We start from the raw sequence: 26013 nt of genomic DNA on the forward strand, positions 1-26013 counted from the left end.
CCGCCGCGGGAAGTGCGTCATGCGGATAAATATTCTCTATGGGGCGCAGTCTGCGTCCGTCCCAGGAAGCCGCCTGACCAGGTAGTTGCCGGGTTACCCCCGGGTTAACGCCGCCAGTTTGCGCTGGGCTTCTACTGCTACGGCGCCTTGGGCACCGGCAGCCGTCCGGTAATACTGGATGGCCTCATCACGCCGGTTTTCCTTGACTGCGATATCGCCCAAGCGCAGAAATGCAATGGATGTGGGTACGACCTGATTGGCTTCTGTCAGGTCTTCTTTAGCCTGAGTAAGGTTGTTCAGTTCAAGGGCATTCAGGCCACGCTGGAGGCGATAGGAGAACATCTCCGGGTACAAGGAGACTGCCTTGTCGTAATCGGCCTGGGCTTTCTTTTCACTATCCTGAAGCCGGAAGATGTGCCCTCGCAGAGCATAGAACGACGCTTCATCAGGCTCGATCTTGATGGCTTCATTAATTTTCTTCAGAGCCGCCTCGGGCTTTTCCTCTTTAAGCAGGCTGGCTGCCTCATCCTGGGCATCGTAGGCAGGCTGTATACGCTTCAGGTAAGCGATTTTCTTCTGATAGGTTTCCCGGCCACGGTAGCCGCCGGTTCCAAGCTTCTGTGCAAGCTTACGATTCTCGTCGACCCGCTTCTGTGACGGCGGGTGAGACGCGAACAACCCTTCAACGAAACCGGTCTTCCGGCCCTCCGACAATTGCAGGAATATCTCCTGTAACTCGACGGCGGCCTGCGGGTCATAACCCGCTTCTTTCATATAACGAATACCATAGTGGTCGGATTCCAGCTCATCGCCCTGACTGTATTGCGCCAGGGCGATCTGGCTGCCAACCGCCGCGCCCCCCATGATCATACCGGCAAACTCGTTGTCTGAAAGCGCCAGTCCAAGCCCCGCCATTCCTGCGCTTAAGAGCATCCCTTGTTGCATCCGCTGGACACTGTGACGTGCGGCCGCGTGGACAATCTCGTGACCGAGAACCGACGCCAGCTGGGCTTCGTCATCAAATTCCGCCAGCAGGCCCCGGTTGATCGCAATCTTGCCTGAGGGAAGCGCCCACGCATTGGGCACGCTGCTGTTGAGAACGACAAACTCGTAAGGCAGATCAGGGCGGTCGCTGACTGCCGCCAGCTTCTGTCCAACGTCACTGACGTAAAGGCTGAGCTCCGGGTCGAGGTAAAACTTGCCACCCTGCATCTGTTGGGTGGGTTTGTATTGTTCAGCCCCAATGCTGCGTTCCTCACTCTCCGGGATCAGCGACAATTGCCGCTCGCCGGTAACAGGGTTAACCGAACAGCCAGCCAGAACAGCCAGAAGGGTCAGTAAGATCAAGGCGCGAAAACCCGGGGTGTGCTTCACAGTAAACTCCTGAAACGAATCCATTGTTTGATGGCATCAATCCTGGCGGCCAGAAGACCGTGGTCAGCATCAAGCTGCTGCCGCCAACCGCGAATTACTCTATCATAGCGCCCATATGGCAGCAGAGAGTTATCGGCAGGTCAGATACTTTACGTGACGTTTGCTGGATGGAGCAGCCCCGGTTGATCAGGTATCATCCGCGCCGTCAGAAGCTCCGCGTTAACTATTTCACTACCTTGCCCTGCGCTCGGGTAAAGTCTTTGAGGATCCGGTGGCCAAAACCGACAGGACGGACAAAGTTGACAAGGCGGCCGCGACAAACACACCGACCCCGGACAAAACCAATGGCCAATAACGCAAGACTGGAGCGGGTAAGCCGTTTCATTAATACCCTTAACCAGGCCCGGGAGCTGGGTCTGACTGTGACCGAGGCCTCCGAAGGTCACCTGACGCTTTGCCTGCCCTACAGTGAGAGGATTATTGGCAACCCTGACACCGGTGTCATTCATGGCGGTGCTATTACCACCCTGATGGATACGGCCTCCGGTTCGGTGATGATCTGCGCTTTTGACGACTTCGAGCTGTGCCCGACCCTTGATCTGAGAGTGGACTACATGCGCCCGGCCGAGCCCAATCAACCGGTGTATGCCCGGGCGGAACCCTATCGGGTTACCCGGAACATTATTTTTACCCGCTGTGAGGCTTTTCAGGGCAGTGGCGACGTGATTGCCCAGTGCGTTGGTACCTTCATGCGTATCGGCCGGGAGGCCACTCCGAAATCCTTCCGTGATCTGATCGCGGGAGACGCCGAATGAGCACTCCGGATATCCTTCGATATACCCGTGAAACCGGTGATTTCTCGCGCATGATTGCGAGCATTCCCTACGCTGGCTTTATCGGTCTGCAGTGCGACCGCTTCGGTGATGACCTGATATTCCGTCTGCCACCCAAAAATCAGAATATTGGCAATCCGATACTGCCGGCAATTCATGGTGGGGTCATTGGCGGATTCATGGAGTTGTCTGCAGCGATTTATCTGATGATGTCGCAAGAGACCTTGCGGATGCCGAAGATCATCGATTTTTCCCTCGACTACCTGCGCGCCGGTCTCGATCGGGAAACCTTTGCCGAATGTCATCTTACCCGGCAGGGGAACCGCGTGGCCAACGTGATGATCAACGCCTGGCAGAAATCCCGCAGCCAGCCCATTGCCACCGCCAGGGCGCATTTCCTTTTGGCCGACTGAAGACTTGAAAACCCGCTTCTGAACCCCATTTACTGCAACAGCCAGACAATCCGGCGTTTGCTCTGCCAATCGCGAGTCGACGCCGCAACGTTCTAAAAAAGTTTCATAGAAAGTTCCAAAATCAGCAGCAGGAGAGACTCCCCGATGACGGTCGAATCACAGAAAGAAACCCTAGGCTTCCAGACCGAAGTGAAGCAATTGCTTCATCTGATGATCCACTCCATGTATTCCAATAAGGAAATTTTCCTTCGCGAGCTGATCTCCAACGCTTCGGATGCCGAGGACAAGCTGCGCTTTGCTGCCCTGAAAGATGACAGCCTGTTCGAGAACGACCCGGAACTGAAAATCCGCCTTGATTACGACGAGAAGGCCAATACCGTTACCCTGACGGATAACGGTATTGGCATGAACCGTGAGGAAGTCATCCAGAATCTCGGCACCATTGCACGCTCCGGCACCGCGGAATTTCTGGGCCAGCTCACCGGGGACCAGAAAAAAGACAGCAAGCTGATTGGCCAGTTTGGTGTCGGTTTCTATTCATCCTTTATCGTCGCCGATCGTGTTGAAGTGTTTACCCGCAAAGCCGGTACCCCGGCAGAAGAGGGCGTGCATTGGGAGTCCAAAGGTGATGGCGAATTCTCCATCGAGCCGGTTAGCCGAGAGCAGCGTGGTACCCAGATCGTACTGCACCTGAAAAAAGGCGAAAGCGAGTTCGCCAACGGTTTCCGCTTGCGCAATCTGGTCAAAAAGTACTCGGACCACATCTCCTTCCCGGTCGTGATGAAGGCGGAATCCGATGAGGAAGACAAAAAAGACACCGATGAAACGGTCAACGAAGCCACGGCCCTCTGGACCTTGCCTCGTACCGAAATCAAGGACGAAGAGTACAAGGAATTCTACAAGCACATCGGTCACGATTTTGAGGACCCGCTGACCTGGTCCCACAACAAGGTCGAAGGCAAACTGGATTATACCAGCCTGCTCTATGTGCCTGCCCGTGCGCCGTTTGATCTGTATAACCGGGAAGCGCCCCGGGGCCTGAAACTGTATGTTCAGCGGGTCTTCATCATGGACGATGCCGAGCAGTTTCTGCCGCTGTATCTGCGTTTCACCAAGGGCGTTATTGATTCCAACGACCTGTCCCTGAACGTATCCCGGGAAATTCTGCAGAACGACAGCACCGTGGAGAGCATCCGTTCCGCCGTCACCAAGCGGGTGCTGGATATGCTCGCCAAGCTGGCCAAGAAAGAGCCTGAGCAATATCAGAAGTTCTGGACGGAATTCGGCAGCGTACTGAAAGAAGGCCCGGCAGAAGACCACAGCAACCGCGAGAAGATCGCCAAATTGTTGCGCTTTGCCTCGACCCATACCGGTGAAAGCACCCAGAACGTCTCGCTGGATGAATACATCGGCCGGATGAAGGAAGGCCAGAGCAAGATCTACTACATCACCGCCGACAACTTCATGGCCGCCAAGAGCAGCCCGCACCTGGAAGTATTCCGCAAGAAAGGCGTGGAAGTATTGATCCTCTCCGAGCGTATTGACGAGTGGATGATGGGTTACCTCAGTGAGTATGACGGCAAGTCACTGCAGGATGTCGCCCGCGGCGAACTGGATCTGGGCGATGTTGAAACCGAAGAAGATAAAAAGCAGCAGGAAGAAGCGACCAAAGCCCACCAGGGTTTGCTGGAACGGATCAAGACCGCTCTTGATACTGACGTCCAGGAAGTCCGGGTCACCAACCGTCTGACCGACTCGCCTGCCTGTCTGGTCGTCGGCGACCACGACATGGGTATGCAGATGCGCAAGATCATGGAAGCGGCCGGTCAGAAAATGCCCGACAGCAAGCCAATTTTCGAGATCAACGTTGAGCATCCGTTGGTCCAGCGCCTCGAGAGCGAACAACAGGAAGAGCGTTTCAGGGAGCTCTCCGCGGTGTTGTTTGACCAGGCCACGCTGGCCAGTGGTGAGCAATTGAAAGATCCGGGTGCTTACGTTACCCGGCTGAACCGTCTGTTGCTGGACCTGAGTAACTGATCCAACCATGCAGCAGATTATTGTGGACATCACCATCAGTTCCGATGAGTGGCTAAAGCTTTACCAGGGCATTGCTCGTGATGTTCACACCACGAGCCGGGACGGACGCAGTGTCCGCTTCCCGGCCCGTATCCTTTCCCGCTTTTATCTCCGCGATGGCGTGCGTGGCAGTTTCCGAATAGTGTTCGATGATGCCGGCAAATTTGCCCGTATTGAGCGACTTGGCTGAACTGAAAGTCCGGGTTTTATTTCGACTCACGGTGCATCTTCCTGCTAATTATTAATTATTCTGTCTGGAATTAGGTCATGCGAATTATTCTTGCGCCCATGGAGGGGTTAGTGGATTCACCCATTCGTGAATGCCTGACACAGGTCGGGGGTATTGATCGTTGCGTGACAGAATTTATTCGCGTCACTCACGGCATGTTACCGCCGCGAATTTTCTATAAATACGCCCCGGAGCTCCACAATCGATGCCAGACCCGGGCAGGTGTCCCGGTGGCGGTGCAACTGCTCGGCTCGGACGCTGGCCAAATGGCACTCCATGGCGCCCGCGCAGCGGAACTGGGCGCGCCTCAGGTGGATATCAATTTTGGCTGTCCCGCGAAAACTGTGAACAAACATAAAGGCGGCGCGGTGTTGTTGAAAGAGCCCGAGCTGCTGTACCGGATTACCAGTGCGGTTCGGCAGGCCGTCCCCGCCGACATACCGGTGACCGCAAAAATGCGCCTGGGTTATGAAGACCGTTCCATGGGAATAGCCTGTGGGCAGGCGCTGGAGGCTGCGGGTGCGGCGGAGATCGTTATTCACGCCCGCAGCAAAGCGGACGGTTACAAGCCTCCGGCCTATTGGGAAGATGTTGCGCTGGTGAGGGAATCGGTCGATACGCAGGTTATCGCCAATGGGGATGTCTGGAGTGTGGAGGATTACTGGCGCTGTCGCGCGGTATCGGGCTGCGATGATGTCATGATTGGTCGTGGTCTGATCTCCAGGCCGGATCTGGCCGTGCAAATCAGAGCCAGTCAGAGCGGGCAGGTGCTGGCCCCCATGAGCTGGGCAGAAGTGGTCGGGCTGGTCAAAGATTACGGCCGGGCACTACAGGGCCACCTGGAAGACAAGTACGTTACGGGCCGTATCAAACAATGGCTGAACTATCTGAGACGGGGGTTCGTTGAAGCCGAGGCTGTATGGCCTCAGGCTCGCAAGATCCGAGACGTCGCTGCGCTGTTTGGCTGTCTCGAAGCTGCGGTTACGAAACAGCGAGCGGCGTGAGCTTCCTGGCGCCTGGTTTCAGGCGCGCCAGAACGGCTTGCGGAATTCGTTGAGTGCATCTACCTGGGTTATACCAATGTCTTTTAACAGACGTTTATCCATCTGTCTTAAATGATTGCGGGAGGTTATGCGGGTTTGCCAGAGTTGCTGCTTGGCTTTGAGGATCTTGATCACGTATGGACTCTTACAATGAGGAGTTAGAAGGAGCTTGTTACTTAACAGATAAATCAATTTATTAAGTAGCTGCCTATCATTCTATTGACCTTTGCAATGGCTCGCTATACGCAGAACTCCCAAGAGGTAGCCTCTGAACGAGTCCTGACTCACCTTTGACTTGCCCAGAGGTTATAAAGGTATCCTTGCAGGAGGACACTTCAAGGACCGCTATGTCACGTCGCCGCACCATCGGCTTTGTCATGCTTGTATCCGTAATTCTGGCGGTTATGGCCGGCGGCATTTACCTGCGGCAGATCTGGCAGCAGTTTATGCACACCCATGGCGTCCAGATTGTGGAGTGGGAGGACCTGGATCTCTCTTTTAGCGGCCTGACCATTGAGCGATTGGAGGTGTTACAGGTACAACGTGAACGGCAACTGAGGGTGGAAGCAAGCGCGCTTTCGCTGGACTGGCAATGGCAATGGAGAGGGCCTCAGCTAACCAGCTTGTCTCTCGATACGCTGCATATTGACCGGCAGACAGGAAATGACACGGCTGCCAATCCGGACCCGAGCGAATCACTGGAATTACCGCAAATTCCATTGCGCTGGCTACCCTATGACCTGACCATAAGCGCCTTCCATGCTACGGTTCCCTGTGCAACCGGGAAGTGCGACCTGGACGGGGCATTGAGCGCTACCAGGGGGCCTGATGTGCTACCCGTTGTGGCCAGCCTTGATTTTGAGCATGAAGGCCACCGGGTTCAGATTGAAAGCCGTCTGGCTGGTCAATCCTCGGAGCAGTTCCGCCTCAACGCAACCCTGGCGATTGACGGCAAATCTCATATGGAACTCCAGTCCGATTATTGGACTGCATCCGAAGATCAGCAAACAGACTGGCGCGGATCGGTGGTAATGCCCGAATTACCCCGGGCTGACTGGCTGCTGGCCTGGCTGCAAGATTGGCATCCGATATCGGTGAGTGACCTGCCCCCGCAACCTGACAGGGCCAGCATGAGGGCCAGTTGGGCGCTGACCGGCCCGGCCGGGTCTGGCTTTTTCCAGAGCTTATCCGGAGATCTGACAGTTTCAGCCAACCTGCCACAACCCTGGCTTCTTCCGGGCATCGGCGCAGCTCAGGGCCGCATTGAGCTGGAACTCGAAACAACGGGAGGCCACTGGCAAGCGAAGGCGGCTGAGGCAGACCTGCAGCTCCAGGACCCGGGGAGCTGGGCCCGGCAACTCCCGGAATTCTTGCGCCCGGATACCCTGGAGCTAAAGATTCGTCCTGCGGAAGCTATGCCCGGCATACTCCAGAGCGAACGTTTTCTTGCTCTCAATCTGGCGATGGTCAGCCGCGGGCAGGCCCGGGTTGACATCAACAGTCATCTCGCGGTTGCAATGAACGGCCCCTGGGCGCTTGAGATAGGCCAGACCCGAATCAACGCCAGTACGCCGGATTTGAAGGCCGGCGGGTGGGTATTCCGGGACATCGCAGCCGGTATCTCGGTCTCCGGTCATATGGATGAAGATGAACTGGCGCTGGTGCTTGGCCCCACATCCAGCCTTGAAATTCGTGCCATGACCAAGCCCGGTGTCGACAGCACGCTCCAGCTTCAACGTGTGCAGGCTGATTTCAGCCAACTGTCTGTTACGGCAGGCTTCAGCGTGGAAGACAATGCCTTGGAACGCCTGTCCGTCAAGGGCCCCTTGAGCCTGGCCAGTGCTGAGGTGAGTCAGCCTTTGCTGCGGCCCCAGTCATGGCGGTTCGCTGGTGTACTGGACAGTGGACTGGAAAGTGGCGCCCGGAATTTCAATATGGAAGGCAAGCTCAGTTCCAAAGCCGGGGCCTCAGCGAATATTGATCTGGCGTATCCGTTCGGTGGTGACCTTACCATGACCGGGACGTTAGTGATGGACGGAGAAACCTCCACAACGGCACTGGCTGATACGCTTGCCATCTGGCCGCAGAGTCTGCGGATTACCAGCGGTCTCGTCAGGGCGAACACCAACTTCAGGCTACCGTCGGCGGGGCCGACAGAGCTGGATGCACTGGTAACCATGGAAGCGGTGTCCGGGGTTATTGATCGTACTGCCTGGACAGCGCTTGACGGGGATTTCGATGTCGGCCTACGGGGTCCGCAGTTGGTCATCGAGGTACCGGAGCTGACGTTGGAGCAGATTAACCCGGGCGTTGCTATTGGCCCCGTGCAATTGGGTGGCAGCTATCGCGGCTCAACCAACAATTCCGGTAGCGGCGAGTTAAAACTCGATCGAGCAACAGCGGACTTTCTCGGAGGTGCCCTGGAAGTCTCGCCGAGCACCTGGAGTCTGGCCAATTTGCCACTGCAAGTCCCGTTGGAACTCAGCAAGGTCGAGCTCTCCGAACTGATGCGTGTGTACCCGGCGGAAGGGTTGGCCGGAACGGGAACACTAACCGGGCAGGTACCCCTGCTGATTGGCCGGGAAGGTATTCGCATAGAGCAGGGTACGGTGACCGCCATCAAACCCGGGGGCACGCTCAGACTTCCAGCCGATCGGCTGCGGGGGATCGCGCAGAACAACCAGGCGATGGAGCTGGTGGCAGGCGCGATGGAAAACTTTCACTATTCGGTGCTTAATAGCACCATAGACTATGATCAGGACGGCAGACTGTTTCTCGGGCTTCATCTGGAGGGCAGTAATCCCGATATCCAGGACGGTCATCCGATTGTGCTCAACATCAATCTCGAAGAGGACATACCCGCATTGCTAACCAGCCTGCAGCTCAGTGGCCGGGTCAATGAAGCGGTGACTGAGAGAGTTCGCGAGCTGATGCAGAAGCGCGAAGGCGGGCAAGGCGACCCGAAGGCGGAGGATTAACCAATGGCTGGGCCAAGGGTGGTGCGGCCGCCGAGAGGAGCAAACCCAATGAAAGGATACAGTCCGGGAATAAAGTCCCCGAGACGACTTCAAGTTGCCATAACGGCAATTTTGCTGACATTTCTGATGACGTCAGCTTGCACGCCGACAGTCCAGATGGCTGCGCCAAAGGAGCCCATCACCGTCAATCTGAACGTCAAAATTCAGCATGAAATCTATGTAAAAGTAGACAAGGATGTGGACGAGCTGTTCAGTGAAAAAGGCCTGTTTTAACCTCAGGGCAACGTTTTCAGGTTTGTAAGGAGCATCGAATGAAACGATCTGCGAAGTTCACTACCCTGGCGCTGGCATTGTGCCTGAGTTTGCCAGCCTTCGGCATTAGCCTGAATGAAGCAAAAAACCAGTTGGAGACTGTGAAGCAGGAGGGGCAGGTGGGCGAGACTCCGACCGGCTACCTCGATGTGGTGGGGTCTGATGAGCGCGCGCGGGAGATTGTGGACGCTATTAATGAAGCCCGTCGCCAGGAATATGCGCGCATTGCACAAAAGCACAACATCCCGGTGACTCAGGTAGAAACCGTCGCCGGTAAAAAGGCTATAGAAAAGACGCCAGCTGGCCAGTTTGTTGTGATCGAAGGGCAGTGGGTCAAGAAGTAAAGTGCATCAAGAAAGAAAGCAGATGAGACGAGGCGACCCCGCATGAGTACCGCAATCCATATCCGCCCGATTCAGGAGCGAATGAACTGGCTAATGGACTTGAGCCGGACCCATTCTGCACAGTTCTGCAGTCCAGAAAGCCATCTGGCGAGGCAGCGTTATCTGGCTGAGCACAGCACGCTGATCGTGGCGCTCAAATGTATGGATGGACGCATTCATCTGCCCTATGTCACTCAGACCCCTCTGGGCATCATTCGTCCTTTCCGGAACCTGGGGGGTATTTTTGATCTGGGCTGGCCTTACCTTGGCGATATGCTGGCGGATGCTGTCGGCGAGGCGGTGCGGGAAGGGCGCCGGGTGTTGATTATTATTACCTACCATTATTCCAAGGGCTTGAAGGCTCGTGGCTGCGCTGGCTTTGCCTGCGACCGTGAGGCAGCCATAGCCCACGCGTATGGTATCCGCAGCCAGGTTGAACAGATTTTTGGCAGGGGGCACCAAACTGTTTATCCCATGGTTTGCGGTTTTGAGACCGACGAGGATGCGTTGATTCTTCACGGCCTCGATGACAGGCAGTATGACCTTTCAGTGGTCCCTGAGAAGCAAATGGACGCACTCATACCGCAGTTGTCCGCATTGTATCCGGATATGCCCGCCCAGGTTCGTGGCGATTTGCTGCCATTGGTGTGTGGGAATATCCGTCACATTGCAGAGATTCGTCAGAGTGAACGGGAACTGGATATAGAGCATCGGGAGTGGGTAATTTGTCTCGGGCGGGGCTTTGACTTTCTCCACGTGCCCAACGTGGCGCTCATTATAGGCCCTTACAGCCCCGATCTTGCACACCCGATCCGGCAAGCGGCCACCATTATCCGGGCTAATATGGAGAGTGGCCGTATACCCGATGACGGCTTCCTGCTGTTATCGTCATCACCGTATCATGAGCCTGGCCCCCAGCAAGCCAGAGCAGCACTCAAATCCCGTTTCCTGGCCGGGTTTGCAACCAGCGTCATTCGGGAGGAATTTCCAGACCTCATGGCGGGCATGATCACACGGACAGCAACCCTGAACTGGCCTGAGCGCCGACTGGACGTTTTGCAGGAAGATCCGCAAGGTGATCGGATAGGGGAGCGTTGCTGAAGTTAGGTGGGTCTCAGGTGGAGGCGGGCAGTGGGACCGGAATTTCCCGAGGTACGGTATAGCTGAACCGCCTCCGGTATTGCTCCATGGTGCAACCGGTTTCGCGTTTGAACAGACGCCTGAAAGAATTGACGTCCTCATAGCCTGCTTCCCAGACAATTTCGCTGAACGACTTCAGGGTTGTTTCGAGCATGGTTTTTACGACTTCTATGCGAACCTGTTGCAGGTACGCAATGGGAGTTTCGCCGGTGGCGGCCTTGAAGCGCCGCTTGAATGTCCTGGCCCCCAGTCCAACTTTGTCTGCTATGTCATCAATGGAAATGGGTGACGCATGATGCTGCTCTATCCATTCCTGCGCGAGCTGTATCCGTTCATCTTTATGGGCTTTACTGCCTTCAAACATCCGATACGGCGTCTGGTTTTGACGGTTGTTGTCGAATACGTGCAGCTTGGCACACGCTGAAGCCAGTGCCGGGCTGCCGAAACGTCCAATGAGGTGGAAAGCCAGATCAATAAAAGCGGTTGCCCCGCCGGCACTGATAACGTTGCCGTTGTCGATCAGCATCCGATCCGCTTCAAGATGTATATGCGGGTACCGCTGCCGAAAATGACCTGCCGAGCGCCAGTGGGTAGTGACGGTTTTATCGGTCAGCAGGCCTGCTTCTGCGAGCAGGAAGCTTCCGGTACAAGCCGTTGCCATAATGACATCGTTCTCAAACAATGCTCGCAGCCAGGCTTGCACCGCTGTCTGGGAGGCCAGATGTTGATCCAGAAAGGACGCTTCCGAGAAGGATTCGATTGCCGAGGCTGCGACGAGTAAATCCGGCTGAATATCTTCGCGTCCCCTGGTCGGTGCAATGTTCGAGCCGTTGTACGCCCGCACTGGCGCATCGTCAGGAGTAATGACATTCAGATTAAACAGCGGTGGCGCGTTCCGAACTGCGGTCAAACCGTGGCAGTAATTTGCCGTGGTCAGTATATCCAGCATTCCGTGAACTGATGCCGCTGCACAATAAGGCAGAGCGAGCACGGCAACTTCCATAATAACGATCTCCGGTATCGGGTGCTCAGCCATAAAACGGCTGAATGGCGCATTCAGCACCTAATATGTCAAATATGACACTCCCGGCCTACCTGCGCAAGTCTTAAAGTAATCCTGTCGTCAACCTAATTCGGGCACCGCTGGGAGGAATTCGCTATGTCAATTCACACGCAATGGATCGATTCAGAAAATACCGTCACTCTTGCCGTAAAGCCGATGAAAGTACCTTTGGCCATGCGGGTGCTGAGATCGGCGATCAGGATATACAGTCTGCTGTCTGCTGAAAAAGCCGGCCGGTTTGTTAATCGGCTCTGGTTCACGCCTACGCGAACCGGTGGAGGAGCAACGTTCGAGTATCTCCTGGATAACGCCGACAGTTACACCCGGCTCAGGTTCGGAACCTCTGAGCTGCCAGTCTACAGCTGGGGCAGTGGCCCGGTTGTGTTAATGGTTCACGGCTGGTCTGGCGCTGGCATTCAGTTCGGCCCGATGATCGAGCCATTGGTGCAGCGTGGCTATCGCGTGGTGGTGTTTGATGCACCCGGCCATGGACGGGCGCAGGGCGAACGCACGCATATTTTTGAAATGAGCGAGGCCGTCGCGCAGGTTGCGGATCTGTTTGGACAGATCCACGGCATCGTCGGGCACTCATTGGGGGCTGTTGCGGCGGTGCTGGCCACTACCGGAGGCTTGCCGGTCAACCGGCTTGCGTTGATGGCGCCTCCGTTAAACCTCGATCATGTCGTGGATTTGTTCGGCTCACAACTCGCTATCCCGCAACCGGTTCTTGATGTGCACGCCGGCCTGCTTGAGGAGGAGTTTGGGGCTGAGCTCTGGCAACGACTGGATATGACGCAACTGGTCAGGCGGCTTGAAATCGATGGGCTGGTTGTCAGTGACATTCATGATGTCGAGATTCCCTCCCTGCACGGTGAGCTGATTGCCGGCCATTGGCAGCGATGCCGGTTCCTCGAGACCCGGAATCTGGGTCATTACCGGATTCTGAAGGACAGCCAGGTTCTTGAAGAGCTGTCGGCGTTTCTGGACGGGTAAGCTGGCGGGCTTGAAGCCCTAGGCTGATGTGAGCCTGGCCATAAGGTTTGACCAGGCAATGGGGAGATGTCGCTCCAACGCCCTGAGCCGCGGGTCATCGGCGGCAAGCGGTTCGAAGTATTGTTTACAGGCGAACAGAACGTAGTTGTTAGTCTTGCTTTTGAAAAGCAACACGCAGGCGAAGAGTCGGCGAATGTGGGCAAACAGGCGGCCGTCGAGGGTTGGCATTCTGTGGTAGTTAATCGCCAGCCAGCCCTCGGGGCTCAGTACACGTTCGCATTCGTCGATGAATCGGCGCTGTGACTGGGCCGGACTCATGCGGTCCGCCCCGTACAGGTCGGTCAGAATGAGATCGGTACTTGCGGTCGGAGTGTCTCGGAGGGTGGGTCGGGCGTCTGCAATAGTCAGCCGGATTTTGTCTGCTTCTGGCAGGTTGAAAAAACGCCGGGCGACCTCGGCGACCTGCTGGCGTAGCTCCACGGCGTGGAGTTCGCATTCCGGAAGCAAATGGTGCAGCGCTCCTACCAATACCCCTCCGCCCAACCCCAGAATGGTTGCCCGCCGAGGCAGGCTGAAGGCAATAGGCAGCAGCATCGCCCGGTTGTATTCGTGCACTGGCAAATAGGATTTGCTGCGGGCAATTTTGCTTTGCTCGAAGATCGAATCGAAGCTCAGGATCCGGTGTTTGCCGTGGTCAAGCACCAGGATATTGCCGAGGGCGTCTTCGGTTTGATGGATTACGGTGCCACGGAGGCGCAAACTCATTTGTAGTTGCCCTGATTTTCCAATGGTTGTTGCTGTTTCGTGAAGTTTACATGAGCAGGTGCCCGATATCCTCCGTCGAACGATCATGCGCTGATTCCAGAAAGGACCGTGCCTGAAACTTCTGAACGATAAGAATACATCGTTCGTACTGTATAGCCGGAGCTGTCTTACATGTTGCAATGCGCCAGACAGTGTTCACCCATTCATTCAGGAGTACCCACAATGACAACCGCTGCCAAAACCCTGAGAGATATTTCCGGACTGGGACAGCATCAACCGGCCCCGCTGACTGAGTCCGCGCTGATCTTGATTGACTGCCAGAATACATACCGCCGCGGCATCATGCAGTTGACGGGCGTTGAGGAAGCGCTCGCTGAAGCAAAGAAATTGCTTGAACTGGCGCGCCAGAACGATGTACCGGTATTTCACATTCGTCATGATGGTGGTGAGGGCAGCCCCTATGATCTTACTGATGACCTGGGTGCAATCTCCGAGGAAGTGGCACCGGTCGGGGACGAACCGGTAATCACGAAAAACGTACCCAACTCGTTCGTTGGAACGGATCTGGATGCGCAATTGAAAGCCCTCGGTATCAAAAACATTGTGCTGGCCGGCTTCATGACCCACATGTGCGTAAATTCCACCGCCCATGGGGGATTTAATCTGGGATACGCGCCAACCGTGGTGGCCAGCGCGACGGCCACCCGTCCGCTGGCAACTGCAAGTGGACGGGTGCTGAGTGCCCAGGATGTTCACGACGGCGCGCTGGCATCGACACGTGACCTCTATGCGGCTGTAGTAGAGACCGTTGACGACCTCAAAATCTGACCGTTCCTGGCCTTGACACTTTCAAGCCCTGCCAATCTACCAATCCGGCCCTCACTTGAGAGACATCTTCCGACACTGGCCGTAAGATAAAGTGGCTAAACAACAAGAGGGCAGGGCCATGATAGCAAAGCAATGGATATGGGCGCTTGGAATTGCAGGTTCCCTGACAATGACCGGGGCAACTGCAGCGGAGGGCTTGGTGACGGTAACGCCTATTGGTGGGCAGGATGGAGAATTCTGTGCCCGGGATAGAGCGCTGGTGTTTGAAGATCCGAATGGTACCCGTATTTTGTACGATGCCGGACGTACGGTGGCTGGGCCCGATGACCCGCGGCTTGGCAACATCGATATTGTGTTGGTATCCCACGTACACGGTGACCATGTCGGTGACCAGCATATTCCCGCAGCGAACGCCGGCAGTTGCGCCTCCGCGGACTCTTCCGTGGATGCGATGCCGAATTCTAACTCCGTCAACATCGCCGTAAAAAAAGGCGCCAAGATGGTCACCGGTAGCGATATGCCCGCTTTCTTTGCGAACAAGATGCAGGCGGCCGGAGGCGATAGCTCGGATTCAGTACTGGTCAGGTTTGGCGGACTTGTCACAATGGGGGGAGTCGAGATCACCACGGTACCGGCAACCCACAGTAATGGTCTCGGGGCGGGGTTCATCACCGGCCCGCTTGCCGAGTACCTGAAAGGCTCCGGTCTGAGTGCATCCGTTGGGCCACCAACCGGCTACGTACTGAAATTCACCAATGGCCTTGTCGTTTATCTGTCGGGGGACACAGGCATCACCGCAGAGCAGGAGTTGGTTGTTAAGGATTACTACGGGGCCAACCTGGCAGTGATTAACATCGGCAACACCTTTACCACTGGCCCGAATGAAGCTGCTTACGTGATCAACGAGCTTGTGCAGCCGAAATCGGTTATTGCGTCCCATGCCAACGAAGTTGCCACCAAGGACGGTAAAGTGGTGACTGGTACCAAAACCGAGGCCTTTATCAAGGCAACCAATGTTCCGGTTCATGTGCCTTTAAGCGGTGTCACCATGTCATTTGACGGTGAGGCGAGCTGCACGAAGGGCTGTTCCTGATAGTGTCGTGGTGGAAAATAAAAAAGGGGTGCCTGATGGGCACCCCTTTGAAATCAACACCAATTCGAACCTCAGCAAACGCTTATCCGCACTTGCTGTCACCGCATGAGAGGCATGTTGCGCAGCCGTCCATCACGATGACGGCTTTGGTGCTGCACTTGCCGCACATGGAGGCGTTGGGTGGGAAATCACCGACGGTGTCATCGTTATTCGCAGCGGCCTTGCTGGCTTCAAACTCCGCACGCTTCTCAGCGAGAATACGCTTGGTGACCTCGCTCATTTCTTCACTTTCGATCAACCCGATGGCCTTCAGGTGCTTTTCAATAACAGCGCCAATTTCCGCCACCAGGGAGGGCATGAAGACACCGCCTTTTTTGAAGTAGCCGCCGTTGGGATCGTATACGGACCGCAACTCTTCCACCAGGAAAGTGACATCACCGCCTTTGCGGAACACCGCGGAAATAACCCGTGTAAGGGCGATCACCCACTGGAAGTGTTCCATCGATTTGGAGTTGATGAACACCTCATAAGGCTGACGGCTCTCGTGATCGGTGTCCTCGTTGAGCAAGATGTCATTGATGGTGATATACATCGCATGTTCGGCAATCGGTGGCTTGATCTTGTAGGTGGTGCCCAACAAGAAATCCGGCCGTTCGATGTACTCGTTCATTTTTACCGGCGAGGGCACCGCAGCGATCGGCTCCGCGAGTTTTTCGTCTGCTTTGTCGGCTTTGACCACCCGGTAGCCGACGATTTTATTGCTGATTTTAACGGTCATGTTCGTTGTCCTGTGTCGGTTTTCCGGTTCAATACTTTCCGTATGTGCCTTCTTTCAAAGCGTCAAACAGGTTGGCGGCATTGTGAATCTCGCCGTCATACTCCACCTGCTCGTTTCCTTTCAGCGTGATTTTGCTGCCATCATCCAGGGTGAACTCATACAGCGTATTTTCCAGATCTGATTCTTTTACCAGTACACCCTGGAACGCTTCAGGGTTGAAGCGGAATGTGGTGCAGCCCTTCAGACCCTGCTCGTAGGCATACATGTAAATGTTTTTGAAGTCCGGGTACGCGAAGTCCGTAGGCACGTTGGCTGTTTTGGAGATGGATGAATCTACCCACTTTTGCGCGGCGGCCTGTATGTCCACGTGCTGGTCCGGCGATACATCATCGGAAGTTGTGAAATACTCCGGCAGACGGGTGCCTTCATCGGTTGAGAACGGCATGGCGCCGGTATTCACCAGATGCCGATAGGCCAGCAGCTCATAGGAAAACACGTCCACTTTTTCCTTGGTCTTGCGGCCTTCCCGGATAATGTTGCGGGCATAATGATGAGAGAAGCTGGGTTCGATCCCGTTGCTGGCATTGTTTGCCAGAGACAGACTGATGGTGCCGGTCGGGGCAATGGAGGTGTGGTGGGTGAACCGACCACCTTGCTCTGCCAGGGCGGCAACCAGCTCCGGCTCAACGTCTGCAATACGTTCCATGTAACGGCTGTATTTTGCGTGCAGTATCCGGCCTTTGACCCTGTCACCCATAGTGTAGCCATCTGCTTTGAGTTTCGGGCACTTGGACAGCATTTTTGGCGTAATTTCGAACTCATCATTCATGATGGGCGCGGGGCCTTTTTCGCCTGCAAGAGCAAGTGACTGGCGCCAGCCTTCCACTGCCATTTCCCGAACTACTTCTTCAGTAAACGTTACCGACTCTTCCGAACCATAAGGCATGCGCAGCATAGCCAGAGTTGAACCCAGACCCAGGATGCCCATGCCATGGCGGCGTTTGTAATTGATTTCGTGGCGCTGTTCTTCCAGCGGCAGGCCGTTTATCTCCACCACGTTATCCAGCATACGGGTGAAAATAGCGACAACCTTGCGGTATTTCTCGTAGTTGAAGCTCGCCTTGTCGGTGAACGGGTTGTCCACAAAATTGGTCAGGTTGACGGAGCCGAGCAGGCAGCTGCCGTAGGGTGGTAGCGGCTGTTCACCACATGGGTTAGTGGCGCGGATGTCTTCACAGAACCAGTTGTTGTTCATCTGATTGACCTTGTCAATCAGGATGAAACCGGGCTCGGCATAGTCATAGGTAGCCGTCATGATGCTGTCCCAGATGAACTGGGCCTTAAGCGTGCGATAGATACGGCAGGCGACCTTGCCTTCCTCGTCGGTGACATAACCGGTCTGAATCGGAAAGTCCCGGTAAACGAACAGGCTGCCGTCAGTCAGGTCGAGCTGTTCCTCGGCCACTTCTTTCTGGGTGACAGGGAAGGACAACTGCCAGTCCCCGTCATTCCTGACCGCTTCAATAAAATCTTCAGTGATCAACAAAGACAGATTGAACTGGCGCAGACGCCCGTCTTCACGCTTGGCCTGAATAAAGTCCAGTACATCCGGATGGTGCACATCAAAGGTCGCCATCTGGGCGCCACGGCGGCCACCGGCAGAGGATACGGTGAAACACATCCGATCAAAAATATCCATGAACGACAGTGGGCCGGAAGTTGTCGCTCCGGCGCCTGCGACATAAGCGCCCCGGGGGCGCAGGGTAGAGAATTCGTAACCGATACCACAGCCGGCTTTTAGTGTCAGGCCTGCTTCATGGTTTTTCTCGAGAATGTCGTTCATCGAGTCATTGATGCTGCCGGACACGGTGCAGTTGATAGTCGATGTAGCCGGTTTGTGAGCTTCTGCACCGGCATTGGAAATAATGCGGCCAGCCGGAATGGCGCCATTTTTGAGGGCCCAGACAAAATCTTTCATGTACCTGGCGCGATCTGCTTTCGCCTCAACCTGGGACAGGGCAACGGCGACGCGTTCGTAGGTCGCCTCAATGGTTGCGTCTACAGGTTCGCCAGTTTTTGTTTTCAACTGGTATTTGCTGTTCCAGATATCCAGCGATGCGTCCTGCATGGGAATCGTTGTTGTCAGTGCCTTTGCCTTAGCGTTCATTGCCACCCTCGGGATTTCAGATGTTGCTGATGAACGACGCTGCGCTTGAGCCGGCGTCATCCTCCTAGAATATGTTAGTTGTCCAGTGACCACTACATCTGGTGTGTCAGGAGATGCAGGTCAATCCTGAAAGCCAATCGGTTTAAAGCGTTTGAGCCGCCCGGAAAGGGTCACTGGAGGCGCCTGAGTATAGCCCTTAAACGCGTTGTTATTATTTGGTCGTTTTTCGCTCAAAACCCAATATATCGGCGTCAGTCGTTCGAGTATAACAGGATATTGTGGTCTGTGAAGATGAGGGGAACTATCAGGATGGCTGGTTTCTGTAAGGAGAATCAATTGAAACTGACTTGAAATATCCATCAAGCTCGTCGAGCAGCGGGTTTCAGGGGCTTGCACGACAACACAACATGTAGGGGTTGGGTGCTATCCCAGCAGCAGACTGTCATCGGTAATCTCGAGTCCCCGTTGTTTCTCGAAAAGATCCAACAGATCTTTAACCTCCAGACCTTTTCGGTCCTCTCCGGCGATATCGAAGACCACTTCTCCCTGATGCAGCATAACCGTCCTTGTGCCCACCTCCAGAGCCTGTTTCATGCTGTGGGTGACCATTAGCGCAGTAAGGCTTTGTTGCTCGATGATGTTGGTGGTCAGTGCCAGAACAAAGCGAGCCGTTTTAGGATCGAGAGCGGCGGTATGCTCGTCTAGCAGCAAAATGCTTGAAGGCGTCATGCTCGCCATCAACAGGCTGACCGCTTGCCGCTGGCCACCCGATAAAAGTCCCATTTTGTCCCCTAGCCGGTCTTCCAACCCAAGGCCCAGTGAGGCCAGGCTGCTGCGAAACTGATCGGTATAACGGGCCTTTACTGCCGCTGACAACCCGCGACGTTGACCGCGTTTTATTGCTAACGCCAGATTTTCGTCAATGGTCAGATCCTCACAGGTGCCGGCCAAAGGGTCCTGAAACACCCTCGCTACCCGGCTCGCCCGTTTGTGGGTTGGCAGACGGGTAACGTCTTGCCCATCGACCACAATAGAACCGCTGTCTACCAGCACCTCTCCGGCCAGGGCGTTCAGAAATGTGGATTTGCCCGCGCCATTGCTGCCGATTACAGTGACAAATTCGCCCTGGTTAACTGTCAGGCTCATACCTCTGAGGGCAGGGTTCTCCAGCGGTGTGCCCTGGCCGAAGGTGAGCCTCAGATTTTTTGCGGTGATCATCGCTTTTCCTTATTGGCTGCGGCGGGCGAAGTAGGCCCGGACGGAGGCTTTAGAGCCGGGTAATACGATGGCGAGGGTCACCAATACCGCTGTAACCAGGTTCAGATCCTGGGCTTTCAGACCAATGAAGTCGGCGTTCAGCGCAAAGGCGATGGCGAGGCGGTAAAGGATAGCGCCGACGATACAGGCGACAAGGGCAAGTAACACCGTACGGGGGGTGACCACGGCTTCGCCACCGATCAGTGACGCCAATCCGATCACGATAACCCCGACGCCCATGGTTACATCTGCTGCGCCCTGGCTCTGGGCGAACAGGGCGCCTGCCAGCCCCACCAGCCCGTTAGACAGCGCGACCCCGAGTATCACCATGGCACCCGTTGCAATGCCCTGGGCTCGGGCCATTCTGGGGTTGGCTCCGGTGGCCCGCATGGCGAGGCCGGTTTCTGATTTCATGAAGCGCCACAACAGCACCAGCGCAATCATTGCGATGATGAAAAACAGCAGCACCGGCACCTGCTGATAGGCAAGCCCCAACTCGTACCAGGGAGTTAATACGGTCTCCTCTGAAAGCAGCGCAATGTTCGGCCGGCCCATAATACGCAAGTTTATGGAGTACAGAGCGATCATGGTCAGGATCGAAGCCAGCAAATTCAGAATTTTGAGCTTGACGTTGAGCAACGCGGTTACTGCGCCAGCTCCCATGCCGGCGAGAACAGCGGCGCCGGTAGCAACCCATGGGTTGATGCCATCGATAATGAGAACAGCGGCAACGGCCGCGCCAAGGGGAAAACTGCCGTCCACGGTGAGGTCCGGAAAGTGGAGCACACGAAACGAAAGATAAATCCCGAACGCGACCAGGCCATAGATCAGACCGGTCTCAATGGCGCCGTAAAGCGCTATTTCACTAAGCATGTTGAGGGCTTCTGGTTATGGGAGTGAACGGGGCAGGGACTGGTGTCCGCTGCCCGATTGCTACCTGTGATCAATACTAGCGACGGGCAGCGCCATCGACGATTGCTTCTGCTTCGGCCAGGACATCGGCCGGTATCGTAATGCCCATACGCCCGGCGGCATCCGGATTGACGAACAGAGACAACTTTTCGACGCCTTCAACCGGCAGCGTACCGGGTGCGGCACCCTCAAGAATCCTGGCAACCATGGCGCCGGTTTGGCGACCGACGTCGTAGTAATCGAAGCCGAGGGCCGCGACCGCGCCCCGGGAAACTGTCGCAGTATCCGCCGCAAATACCGGAATTTTGGCCCGTTCTCCTACTGAAATAACGGCTTCGACAGCACTGATAACGGTGTTATCAGTGGTGAGATAGATCGCATCTACCTTGTCAGTCAGGGAGCGCGCAGCGCCGAGAACTTCGGAGGTTTTAGTTGCTGCGGCCTTGACCAGCTTGATCTCCCGGCTCTCGAGTTCGATTTCCAGAGCCTCCACCAGAGCAACTGCGTTGGCTTCACCCGGGTTATAAACCGTTCCGATACGTTTCGCGTTGGGGACCATGCGAAGCAGCATGTCCATGTGCTGTGCCAAGGGCAGCATATCAGTCACGCCAGTAATGTTGGCTCCGGGGCTCTCGAGACTGGCAACCAGCTTGGCGTCGACAGGGTCCGTTACCGCGGAAAACACCACGGGGATATTGCGGGCAGCAGCGGCCACGGTCTGGGCGGATGGCGTGGCGATAGCGACAATGATATCGGCGCCCTCTCCGATAAACTTGCGGGCAATCTGTGCGGCAATGCCAGTGTTGCCCTGAGCTGTTTCGAACATCATCCGGACCGTTTCGCCATCCGTAAAGCCGCGTTCCGAAAGTTCATCCTTGATGCCCTGATGGACAGCATCCAGGGCGGGATGCTCGACAATCTGGGTAACCGCAATCAGCCGCGGTTCTTCGGCCTGAGTCGCAGTCATGCTGAACATAAGCAGGACACCGATGAATGCATGCATCACGATGTTGGCCATAAATCAGTCTCCGGAAGGTGAGTCAGTTCAAAGCGCGCAAGTTTATCACAGGGATGGGGCGCATGCCTCGCCGGAGCTACCCAGGTCTGCTGCCGCACTCCACTATTTTACGTGCCATAAACTGCCCGAAAAATTGCGGTTTATATGGAGTCAGTAGATATGGTTCTGGTTGCGTCACATTTTGACGACAACGTGTGTGATGAAATAATCTTCAGGAACGTATCGGCCAAAAAATACAAACAAAGGAAGGTCCATGGACACGAAATATAAGCTCCCTCTTGAGATGATTTATCACTGGGAATCTGCCCGGGCTGAATCGGTCTATATGGTACAGCCGATGGGGGGTGACAAAGTGGTGGAGTACACCTGGCGCCGCGCAGTGGGTGAAGCCAGGCGTATGGCCGCTTACCTGAAGTCCCTGGATCTGCCCGCCAACAGCCGGATCGGGATTATTTCCAAGAACTGTGCGCACTGGATCATGTCGGATTGGGCCATCTGGATGGCAGGGCATGTCTCTGTGCCCCTCTATCCAACCCTGAACGCAACCACCGTTGGCTATATTCTTGAGCACAGCGGCTGCGAAGTATTGTTCGTCGGCAAACTGGATGACTGGGACAGCATGAAGTCGGGGGTTCCCGATACTTTAGCCTGCATTTCATACCCGCTCAGCCCGCCCAACGATTTCAAGAGCTGGAATGACATCGTGGCCAAATTTCCACCGTTGGCGGAAAAGGTTGACCGCGCCGCTGACGAGCTGGCGACTATCGTTTATACCTCCGGTAGCACCGGGCGACCCAAAGGTGTGATGCTGAGTTTCGACAATCTTGCGTACGCGGCTGCCGGTGGCACGGAAGCGCTGGATGTGACAACCAACGAGCGCATGCTGTCTTATTTGCCGCTTGCTCACGTATTCGAGCGGTTTGTGGTGGAACTTGGCTCCATGAACAAGGGTTTCACCCTGTATTTTGCCCAATCCCTCGATACGTTTGTGGATGACCTCAAGCGTGCCCAGCCAACTCTGTTCCTGGCGGTACCCCGTATCTGGATCAAGTTCCAGCATGGCGTCTTCCAGAAAGTGCCCAGGAAAAAGCTCCAGCGGCTGCTCAAGGTGCCTGTGCTGAACAAGCTGATCAAAAAGAAGGTTCTTACCAATCTTGGGCTGCAGCATGTCAGGTTCGCCGGCAGTGGCTCCGCCCCCCTGGCCCATGACATCCTGGAATGGTATCGCGGCCTCGGGCTTGAGCTGTTAGAAGGCTATGGCATGTCTGAAAACTTCGCCTATTCCCATATGAACAAGCCGGGGCGGGCTCGTACCGGGTACGTAGGAGAAGCGTTGCCGGGGGTGGAAGTCAAAATCAGCGAGCAGGGCGAAGTGCTGGTAAAAAGTCCGGCCACCATGATGGGGTATTACAAAGACGAGGAAAAAACCCGGGCGGCGTTTACTGAGGACGGGTTCCTGCGCACCGGTGACAAAGGCGAAATCGATAATGAAGGTCGGCTCAAGCTGACCGGACGGCTCAAGGAGATTTTTAAAACCAGCAAGGGCAAGTACGTCGCTCCCGCACCCATCGAGAACAAGTTGATGAGCCATCCCGACATCGAAATGGTGTGTGTTTCCGGCGAAAATTATCCCCAGCCCCATTGTCTGGTGATGTTGTCGGAAGACGCCCGGCGTCGGGCAGCCGATCAAGCTTATCGCAAGGAACTCGACGCCAGTTTGTCATCGTTGCTGAACGATGTGAACAAAACCGTTGATCCCCATGAGCAGCTCCAGTTCCTGGTTGTTGTAAAGGACGAGTGGAGTATCGATAACGACTTTCTGACCCCTACCATGAAGCTGAAGCGCAATGTGGTGGAGGATGCCTATAAAGTGGACCTGGACACCTGGTACTCCAAGCGCCAGCAGGTGATCTGGCAATAGCACTCAAAGCTGATCCATAAAGCCGGCCAGGCGATGGCAGCATAAAACCCCGTAGCGTTGACTGGCGGGGTTTTTTTTGGTGGCGCGGGTCTGTTGATGCATATATCGCAAAAGCCGACGTTAGTCGCATAGGGAAAGCTGCGTGAGACTACTAGACTGAGTCCAGAGGATGGACAAATGATGACTCAGCTTGCTCGCTTCAAGAAACGGATCAATGATGTTATTCCACTGACCAGGAGCCTGGCGGTGGACCTGGTGGCCTATGATGGCCGGCAACTGTTGGTGAGTGCACCGCTGGAACCGAACCATAACCACCAGGGTACGGCTTTTGGTGGCAGTCTTTATTCGGTAGCGGTGGTCTCGGCCTGGGGCCTGGTGGAACTTCAGTTGGCGGACGCCGGCCTGACGGGCAGCATTCTGATTCAGAGCGGTGAAATGGATTACCTGGGGCCGGTTGAGGGAGATTTTTACGCGCTCTGTACTCTGACCGATGAGGACCTCATGCGCCGGTTTCACAAGAGTCTGGCCCGGCTTGGAAAAGGCCGGCTGAATCTGACGGCCCAGATTTTTCGCGGAGAGGCTACCCTGACGCCGGATACCAGACCTCTGGCGGCCTTTCGGGGACGTTTTGTAGTTCAGGAAGTTCGCACGGATTTCTGCAGGCTCTGATTTCTGAAAACGTTCAATTCTGAAGTCTCTGATTTCTGCACGCTCTGATCGCTGTGACGGGTGTTGGCCGGTATCAGTTGAAGCTTCTGGACTGCCCGATTGACCGGCTCATCAGAATGATCGGAACAATCCCGGCAAGTACAATAATCAATGCGGGTAAAGCGCTACGGCTGAGCATTTCATCGGAGGCAAACTGGTATACATAGGTTGCCAGAGTGTCAAAATTGAAGGGTCGCAGTATGAGAGTGGCGGGCAGTTCTTTCATGCAGTCCACAAACACCACAAGTGCGGCTGTTAGCAGCGTTCCCCGGAGTATCGGCAAGTGCACATGGATGAGCGTGCCGCCTGGTCCCTGGCCGAGTGATCGGGCCGCCATATCCATGCTGGGGGTTACTTTCTGCAGGGCACTTTCAACACTACCTGCCGAGACCGCAAGAAAACGCACCGTGTAGGCGAACACCAGGGCGAACGTAGTACCGCTGAGCAACAGACCGGTGTTCCAGCCAAACCAGTACTCCATGAGCCCATCGAGCCAGTTATCAAAGCCCGCCATTGGAACAATGACACCCACAGCTAGCACCGCGCCAGGCATGGCGTAACCCAGGCTGGACAGTCTCATGAGAACCCGCATGCCCGGTGTGTCGTGAAGGCGTCGGCTGTAGGCAAGTGTCAGGCCGATAACGAGGGTGGTAAGTGCGGCGGTAGCGGAGAGAAACAGGCTGTTAACGGTGTTCCTGAAGAACTCGGTGTTCCAGCTTTGTTCGAAATATTCCACCGCGTAATAGCCCAGCACGAGGGCCGGTATGATAAAGCCGAACACCACGGGTACCGCGCACACAATGATGCAAAGCGCCTTGCGGCCTGGCGTGAGCCTGAAACGGTGGACGGGCTGGCGATTGTCCCGTGCTGAAAACTGTTTCTGGCGCCGGCGGGAATATCGCTCCAGCGTTACCAGAACCAGCACGAAAGACAGCATGACGGTGGCAATCTGGGCGGCGCCGCCCAGATTGCCAAGGTTCATCCAGGTATCAAAGAGGCCAGCAGTCAAGGTCTGTACTGCAAAAAAATCGACGGTTCCAAAATCGTTCAGGGTTTCCATTAATACCAGCGACAGCCCGACTGCAATCGCCGGGCGGGCGATGGGGAGTACGACCCTGAAAAAGGTACTCAGCGCGGAGTGCCCGAGACTACGGCTGACCGCAAAAAGTGACGGTGATTGCTCCATAAATGCCGCACGGGAAAGCAGATAAACGTAGGGGTACAGCACCAGGCCAATCATCAGGGTGGCGCCGCCCAGGCTCCTTATTTGCGGAAACCAGTAATCCCGGGCACTGTTCCAGCCAAACCAGTCCCGCAGGGCAATCTGAATGGGCCCCGCATAATCGAGCAGGTCTGTATAAACGTAGGCAATGACATACGCGGGTACGGCAAACGGCAGCAACAATGCCCATTCGAAAAAGCGGCGGCCGGGGAATTCGCATACGGTCACCGCCCAGGCAGTGGAGACGCCAATAAACAGCGTGATAAGTGCAACACCCAGCATCAGCCGAATGGTATTATCGAGATACCGGGGCAGAGTGGTGTCGATCAGATGAGGCCAGATATTCTCATCCGGAAACAACGCCAGATAAAACACCGCGAATACAGGCAACGCGACAATGAACGTGGTAGCGCAGGCAGAAAACAGCCAGCGGCGGGAGGTATGGCCTGCAAGTAACGGTTGGTGTGTCTGATACTCGGTGCTGTCCACGGCCTGTTTCATAGTTTT

At 55.5% G+C, this 26013-nt stretch carries 24 protein-coding genes; 14 read left to right on the forward strand and 10 right to left on the reverse strand.

Annotated elements, in window-relative coordinates:
- Positions 1-93: 93 nt before the first annotated feature.
- Positions 94-1374, reverse strand: a complete 1281-nt coding sequence (locus F6Y09_RS11940; protein ID WP_246180510.1) for a M48 family metalloprotease — start codon at positions 1372-1374, stop codon at positions 94-96.
- 344 nt (positions 1375-1718) lie between these two features.
- Between F6Y09_RS11940 and F6Y09_RS11945 the strand changes: the two genes are divergently transcribed.
- From F6Y09_RS11945 to F6Y09_RS11965, 5 genes are all read left to right on the forward strand, one after another.
- Complete coding sequence (locus tag F6Y09_RS11945) at positions 1719-2189, forward strand: PaaI family thioesterase (protein WP_152207161.1); 471 nt, start codon at positions 1719-1721, stop codon at positions 2187-2189.
- A complete protein-coding gene (locus F6Y09_RS11950) occupies positions 2186-2620 on the forward strand; it encodes a PaaI family thioesterase (protein ID WP_152207162.1) in 435 nt (144 codons plus the stop codon). The genes F6Y09_RS11945 and F6Y09_RS11950 overlap by 4 nt, the downstream gene beginning before the upstream one ends.
- Before the next feature lie 144 nt (positions 2621-2764).
- Positions 2765-4657 (forward strand): molecular chaperone HtpG, encoded by a 1893-nt coding sequence (gene htpG, locus F6Y09_RS11955; RefSeq protein ID WP_152207163.1) that lies wholly within the window; start codon positions 2765-2767, stop codon positions 4655-4657.
- A 7-nt stretch (positions 4658-4664) separates the two neighbouring features.
- Positions 4665-4886 (forward strand): DUF2835 domain-containing protein, encoded by a 222-nt coding sequence (locus F6Y09_RS11960; RefSeq protein ID WP_152207164.1) that lies wholly within the window; start codon positions 4665-4667, stop codon positions 4884-4886.
- A 77-nt stretch (positions 4887-4963) separates the two neighbouring features.
- Entirely contained in the window at positions 4964-5929 is a 966-nt protein-coding gene (locus F6Y09_RS11965) for a tRNA dihydrouridine synthase (RefSeq protein WP_152207165.1), read from the forward strand.
- 18 nt (positions 5930-5947) lie between these two features.
- On the opposite strand, the gene F6Y09_RS11970 is transcribed toward F6Y09_RS11965, so the two are convergent.
- Positions 5948-6103 (reverse strand): DUF1127 domain-containing protein, encoded by a 156-nt coding sequence (locus F6Y09_RS11970; RefSeq protein ID WP_152207166.1) that lies wholly within the window; start codon positions 6101-6103, stop codon positions 5948-5950.
- 212 nt (positions 6104-6315) lie between these two features.
- Here F6Y09_RS11970 and F6Y09_RS11975 point away from each other — a divergent pair, with 212 nt between their 5' ends.
- From F6Y09_RS11975 to F6Y09_RS11990, 4 genes are read left to right on the forward strand one after another with little or no spacing between them, the layout of a single operon-like run.
- Entirely contained in the window at positions 6316-8946 is a 2631-nt protein-coding gene (locus F6Y09_RS11975; protein WP_152207167.1) for an intermembrane phospholipid transport YdbH family protein, read from the forward strand.
- A 48-nt stretch (positions 8947-8994) separates the two neighbouring features.
- A complete protein-coding gene (locus tag F6Y09_RS11980; protein ID WP_152207168.1) occupies positions 8995-9219 on the forward strand; it encodes a YnbE family lipoprotein in 225 nt (74 codons plus the stop codon).
- Between the two features lie 38 nt (positions 9220-9257).
- On the forward strand, positions 9258-9602 hold the full coding sequence (locus tag F6Y09_RS11985; RefSeq protein WP_152207169.1) for a YdbL family probable chaperone protein: 345 nt from the start codon (positions 9258-9260) through the stop codon (positions 9600-9602).
- Between the two features lie 42 nt (positions 9603-9644).
- Positions 9645-10742, forward strand: coding sequence for a carboxysome shell carbonic anhydrase domain-containg protein (locus F6Y09_RS11990; RefSeq protein ID WP_152207170.1), 1098 nt, complete (start codon positions 9645-9647; stop codon positions 10740-10742).
- Positions 10743-10755: 13 nt separating this feature from the next.
- Here F6Y09_RS11990 and F6Y09_RS11995 read toward each other — a convergent pair whose 3' ends face one another.
- Positions 10756-11784 (reverse strand): GlxA family transcriptional regulator, encoded by a 1029-nt coding sequence (locus F6Y09_RS11995; RefSeq protein WP_152207171.1) that lies wholly within the window; start codon positions 11782-11784, stop codon positions 10756-10758.
- A 156-nt stretch (positions 11785-11940) separates the two neighbouring features.
- Between F6Y09_RS11995 and F6Y09_RS12000 the strand changes: the two genes are divergently transcribed.
- Positions 11941-12837, forward strand: coding sequence for an alpha/beta hydrolase (locus tag F6Y09_RS12000; RefSeq protein WP_152207172.1), 897 nt, complete (start codon positions 11941-11943; stop codon positions 12835-12837).
- 18 nt (positions 12838-12855) lie between these two features.
- On the opposite strand, the gene F6Y09_RS12005 is transcribed toward F6Y09_RS12000, so the two are convergent.
- The gene (locus F6Y09_RS12005; RefSeq protein WP_425481845.1) at positions 12856-13602 is read right to left on the reverse strand and encodes a spermidine synthase; all 747 of its coding nucleotides are present in this window, start codon (positions 13600-13602) and stop codon (positions 12856-12858) included.
- Between the two features lie 222 nt (positions 13603-13824).
- Between F6Y09_RS12005 and F6Y09_RS12010 the strand changes: the two genes are divergently transcribed.
- The gene (locus F6Y09_RS12010) at positions 13825-14430 is read left to right on the forward strand and encodes a cysteine hydrolase family protein (RefSeq protein ID WP_152207173.1); all 606 of its coding nucleotides are present in this window, start codon (positions 13825-13827) and stop codon (positions 14428-14430) included.
- A 118-nt stretch (positions 14431-14548) separates the two neighbouring features.
- Positions 14549-15523 (forward strand): MBL fold metallo-hydrolase, encoded by a 975-nt coding sequence (locus F6Y09_RS12015; RefSeq protein ID WP_152207174.1) that lies wholly within the window; start codon positions 14549-14551, stop codon positions 15521-15523.
- An 82-nt stretch (positions 15524-15605) separates the two neighbouring features.
- Here the strand turns inward: F6Y09_RS12015 and F6Y09_RS12020 are convergent, their stop codons facing one another.
- The 5 genes from F6Y09_RS12020 to F6Y09_RS12040 all read right to left on the reverse strand — a co-directional run bounded on the left by F6Y09_RS12020 (position 15606) and on the right by F6Y09_RS12040 (position 21655).
- Positions 15606-16301, reverse strand: a complete 696-nt coding sequence (locus tag F6Y09_RS12020; RefSeq protein WP_152207175.1) for a TSCPD domain-containing protein — start codon at positions 16299-16301, stop codon at positions 15606-15608.
- Between the two features lie 28 nt (positions 16302-16329).
- A complete protein-coding gene (locus F6Y09_RS12025) occupies positions 16330-18468 on the reverse strand; it encodes an adenosylcobalamin-dependent ribonucleoside-diphosphate reductase (protein ID WP_152207176.1) in 2139 nt (712 codons plus the stop codon).
- A 423-nt stretch (positions 18469-18891) separates the two neighbouring features.
- Positions 18892-19686, reverse strand: a complete 795-nt coding sequence (locus tag F6Y09_RS12030; RefSeq protein WP_152207177.1) for an ABC transporter ATP-binding protein — start codon at positions 19684-19686, stop codon at positions 18892-18894.
- 9 nt (positions 19687-19695) lie between these two features.
- Positions 19696-20598 (reverse strand): ABC transporter permease, encoded by a 903-nt coding sequence (locus F6Y09_RS12035; protein WP_152207178.1) that lies wholly within the window; start codon positions 20596-20598, stop codon positions 19696-19698.
- A 76-nt stretch (positions 20599-20674) separates the two neighbouring features.
- A complete protein-coding gene (locus tag F6Y09_RS12040) occupies positions 20675-21655 on the reverse strand; it encodes an ABC transporter substrate-binding protein (protein ID WP_152207179.1) in 981 nt (326 codons plus the stop codon).
- A 253-nt stretch (positions 21656-21908) separates the two neighbouring features.
- On the opposite strand from F6Y09_RS12040, the gene F6Y09_RS12045 reads away from it, so the two are divergent.
- Positions 21909-23576: an AMP-binding protein gene (locus F6Y09_RS12045; RefSeq protein ID WP_152207180.1), complete on the forward strand. Its 1668-nt coding sequence runs from the start codon at positions 21909-21911 to the stop codon at positions 23574-23576.
- Positions 23577-23753: 177 nt separating this feature from the next.
- A complete protein-coding gene (locus tag F6Y09_RS12050; protein WP_246180511.1) occupies positions 23754-24245 on the forward strand; it encodes a YiiD C-terminal domain-containing protein in 492 nt (163 codons plus the stop codon).
- Between the two features lie 73 nt (positions 24246-24318).
- Here the strand turns inward: F6Y09_RS12050 and F6Y09_RS12055 are convergent, their stop codons facing one another.
- Positions 24319-26007, reverse strand: a complete 1689-nt coding sequence (locus F6Y09_RS12055) for an ABC transporter permease (protein WP_152207181.1) — start codon at positions 26005-26007, stop codon at positions 24319-24321.
- Positions 26008-26013 lie beyond the last annotated feature (6 nt).

The organism is Marinobacter changyiensis, assembly GCF_009193265.1.
Lineage (GTDB): Bacteria > Pseudomonadota > Gammaproteobacteria > Pseudomonadales > Oleiphilaceae > Marinobacter > Marinobacter changyiensis.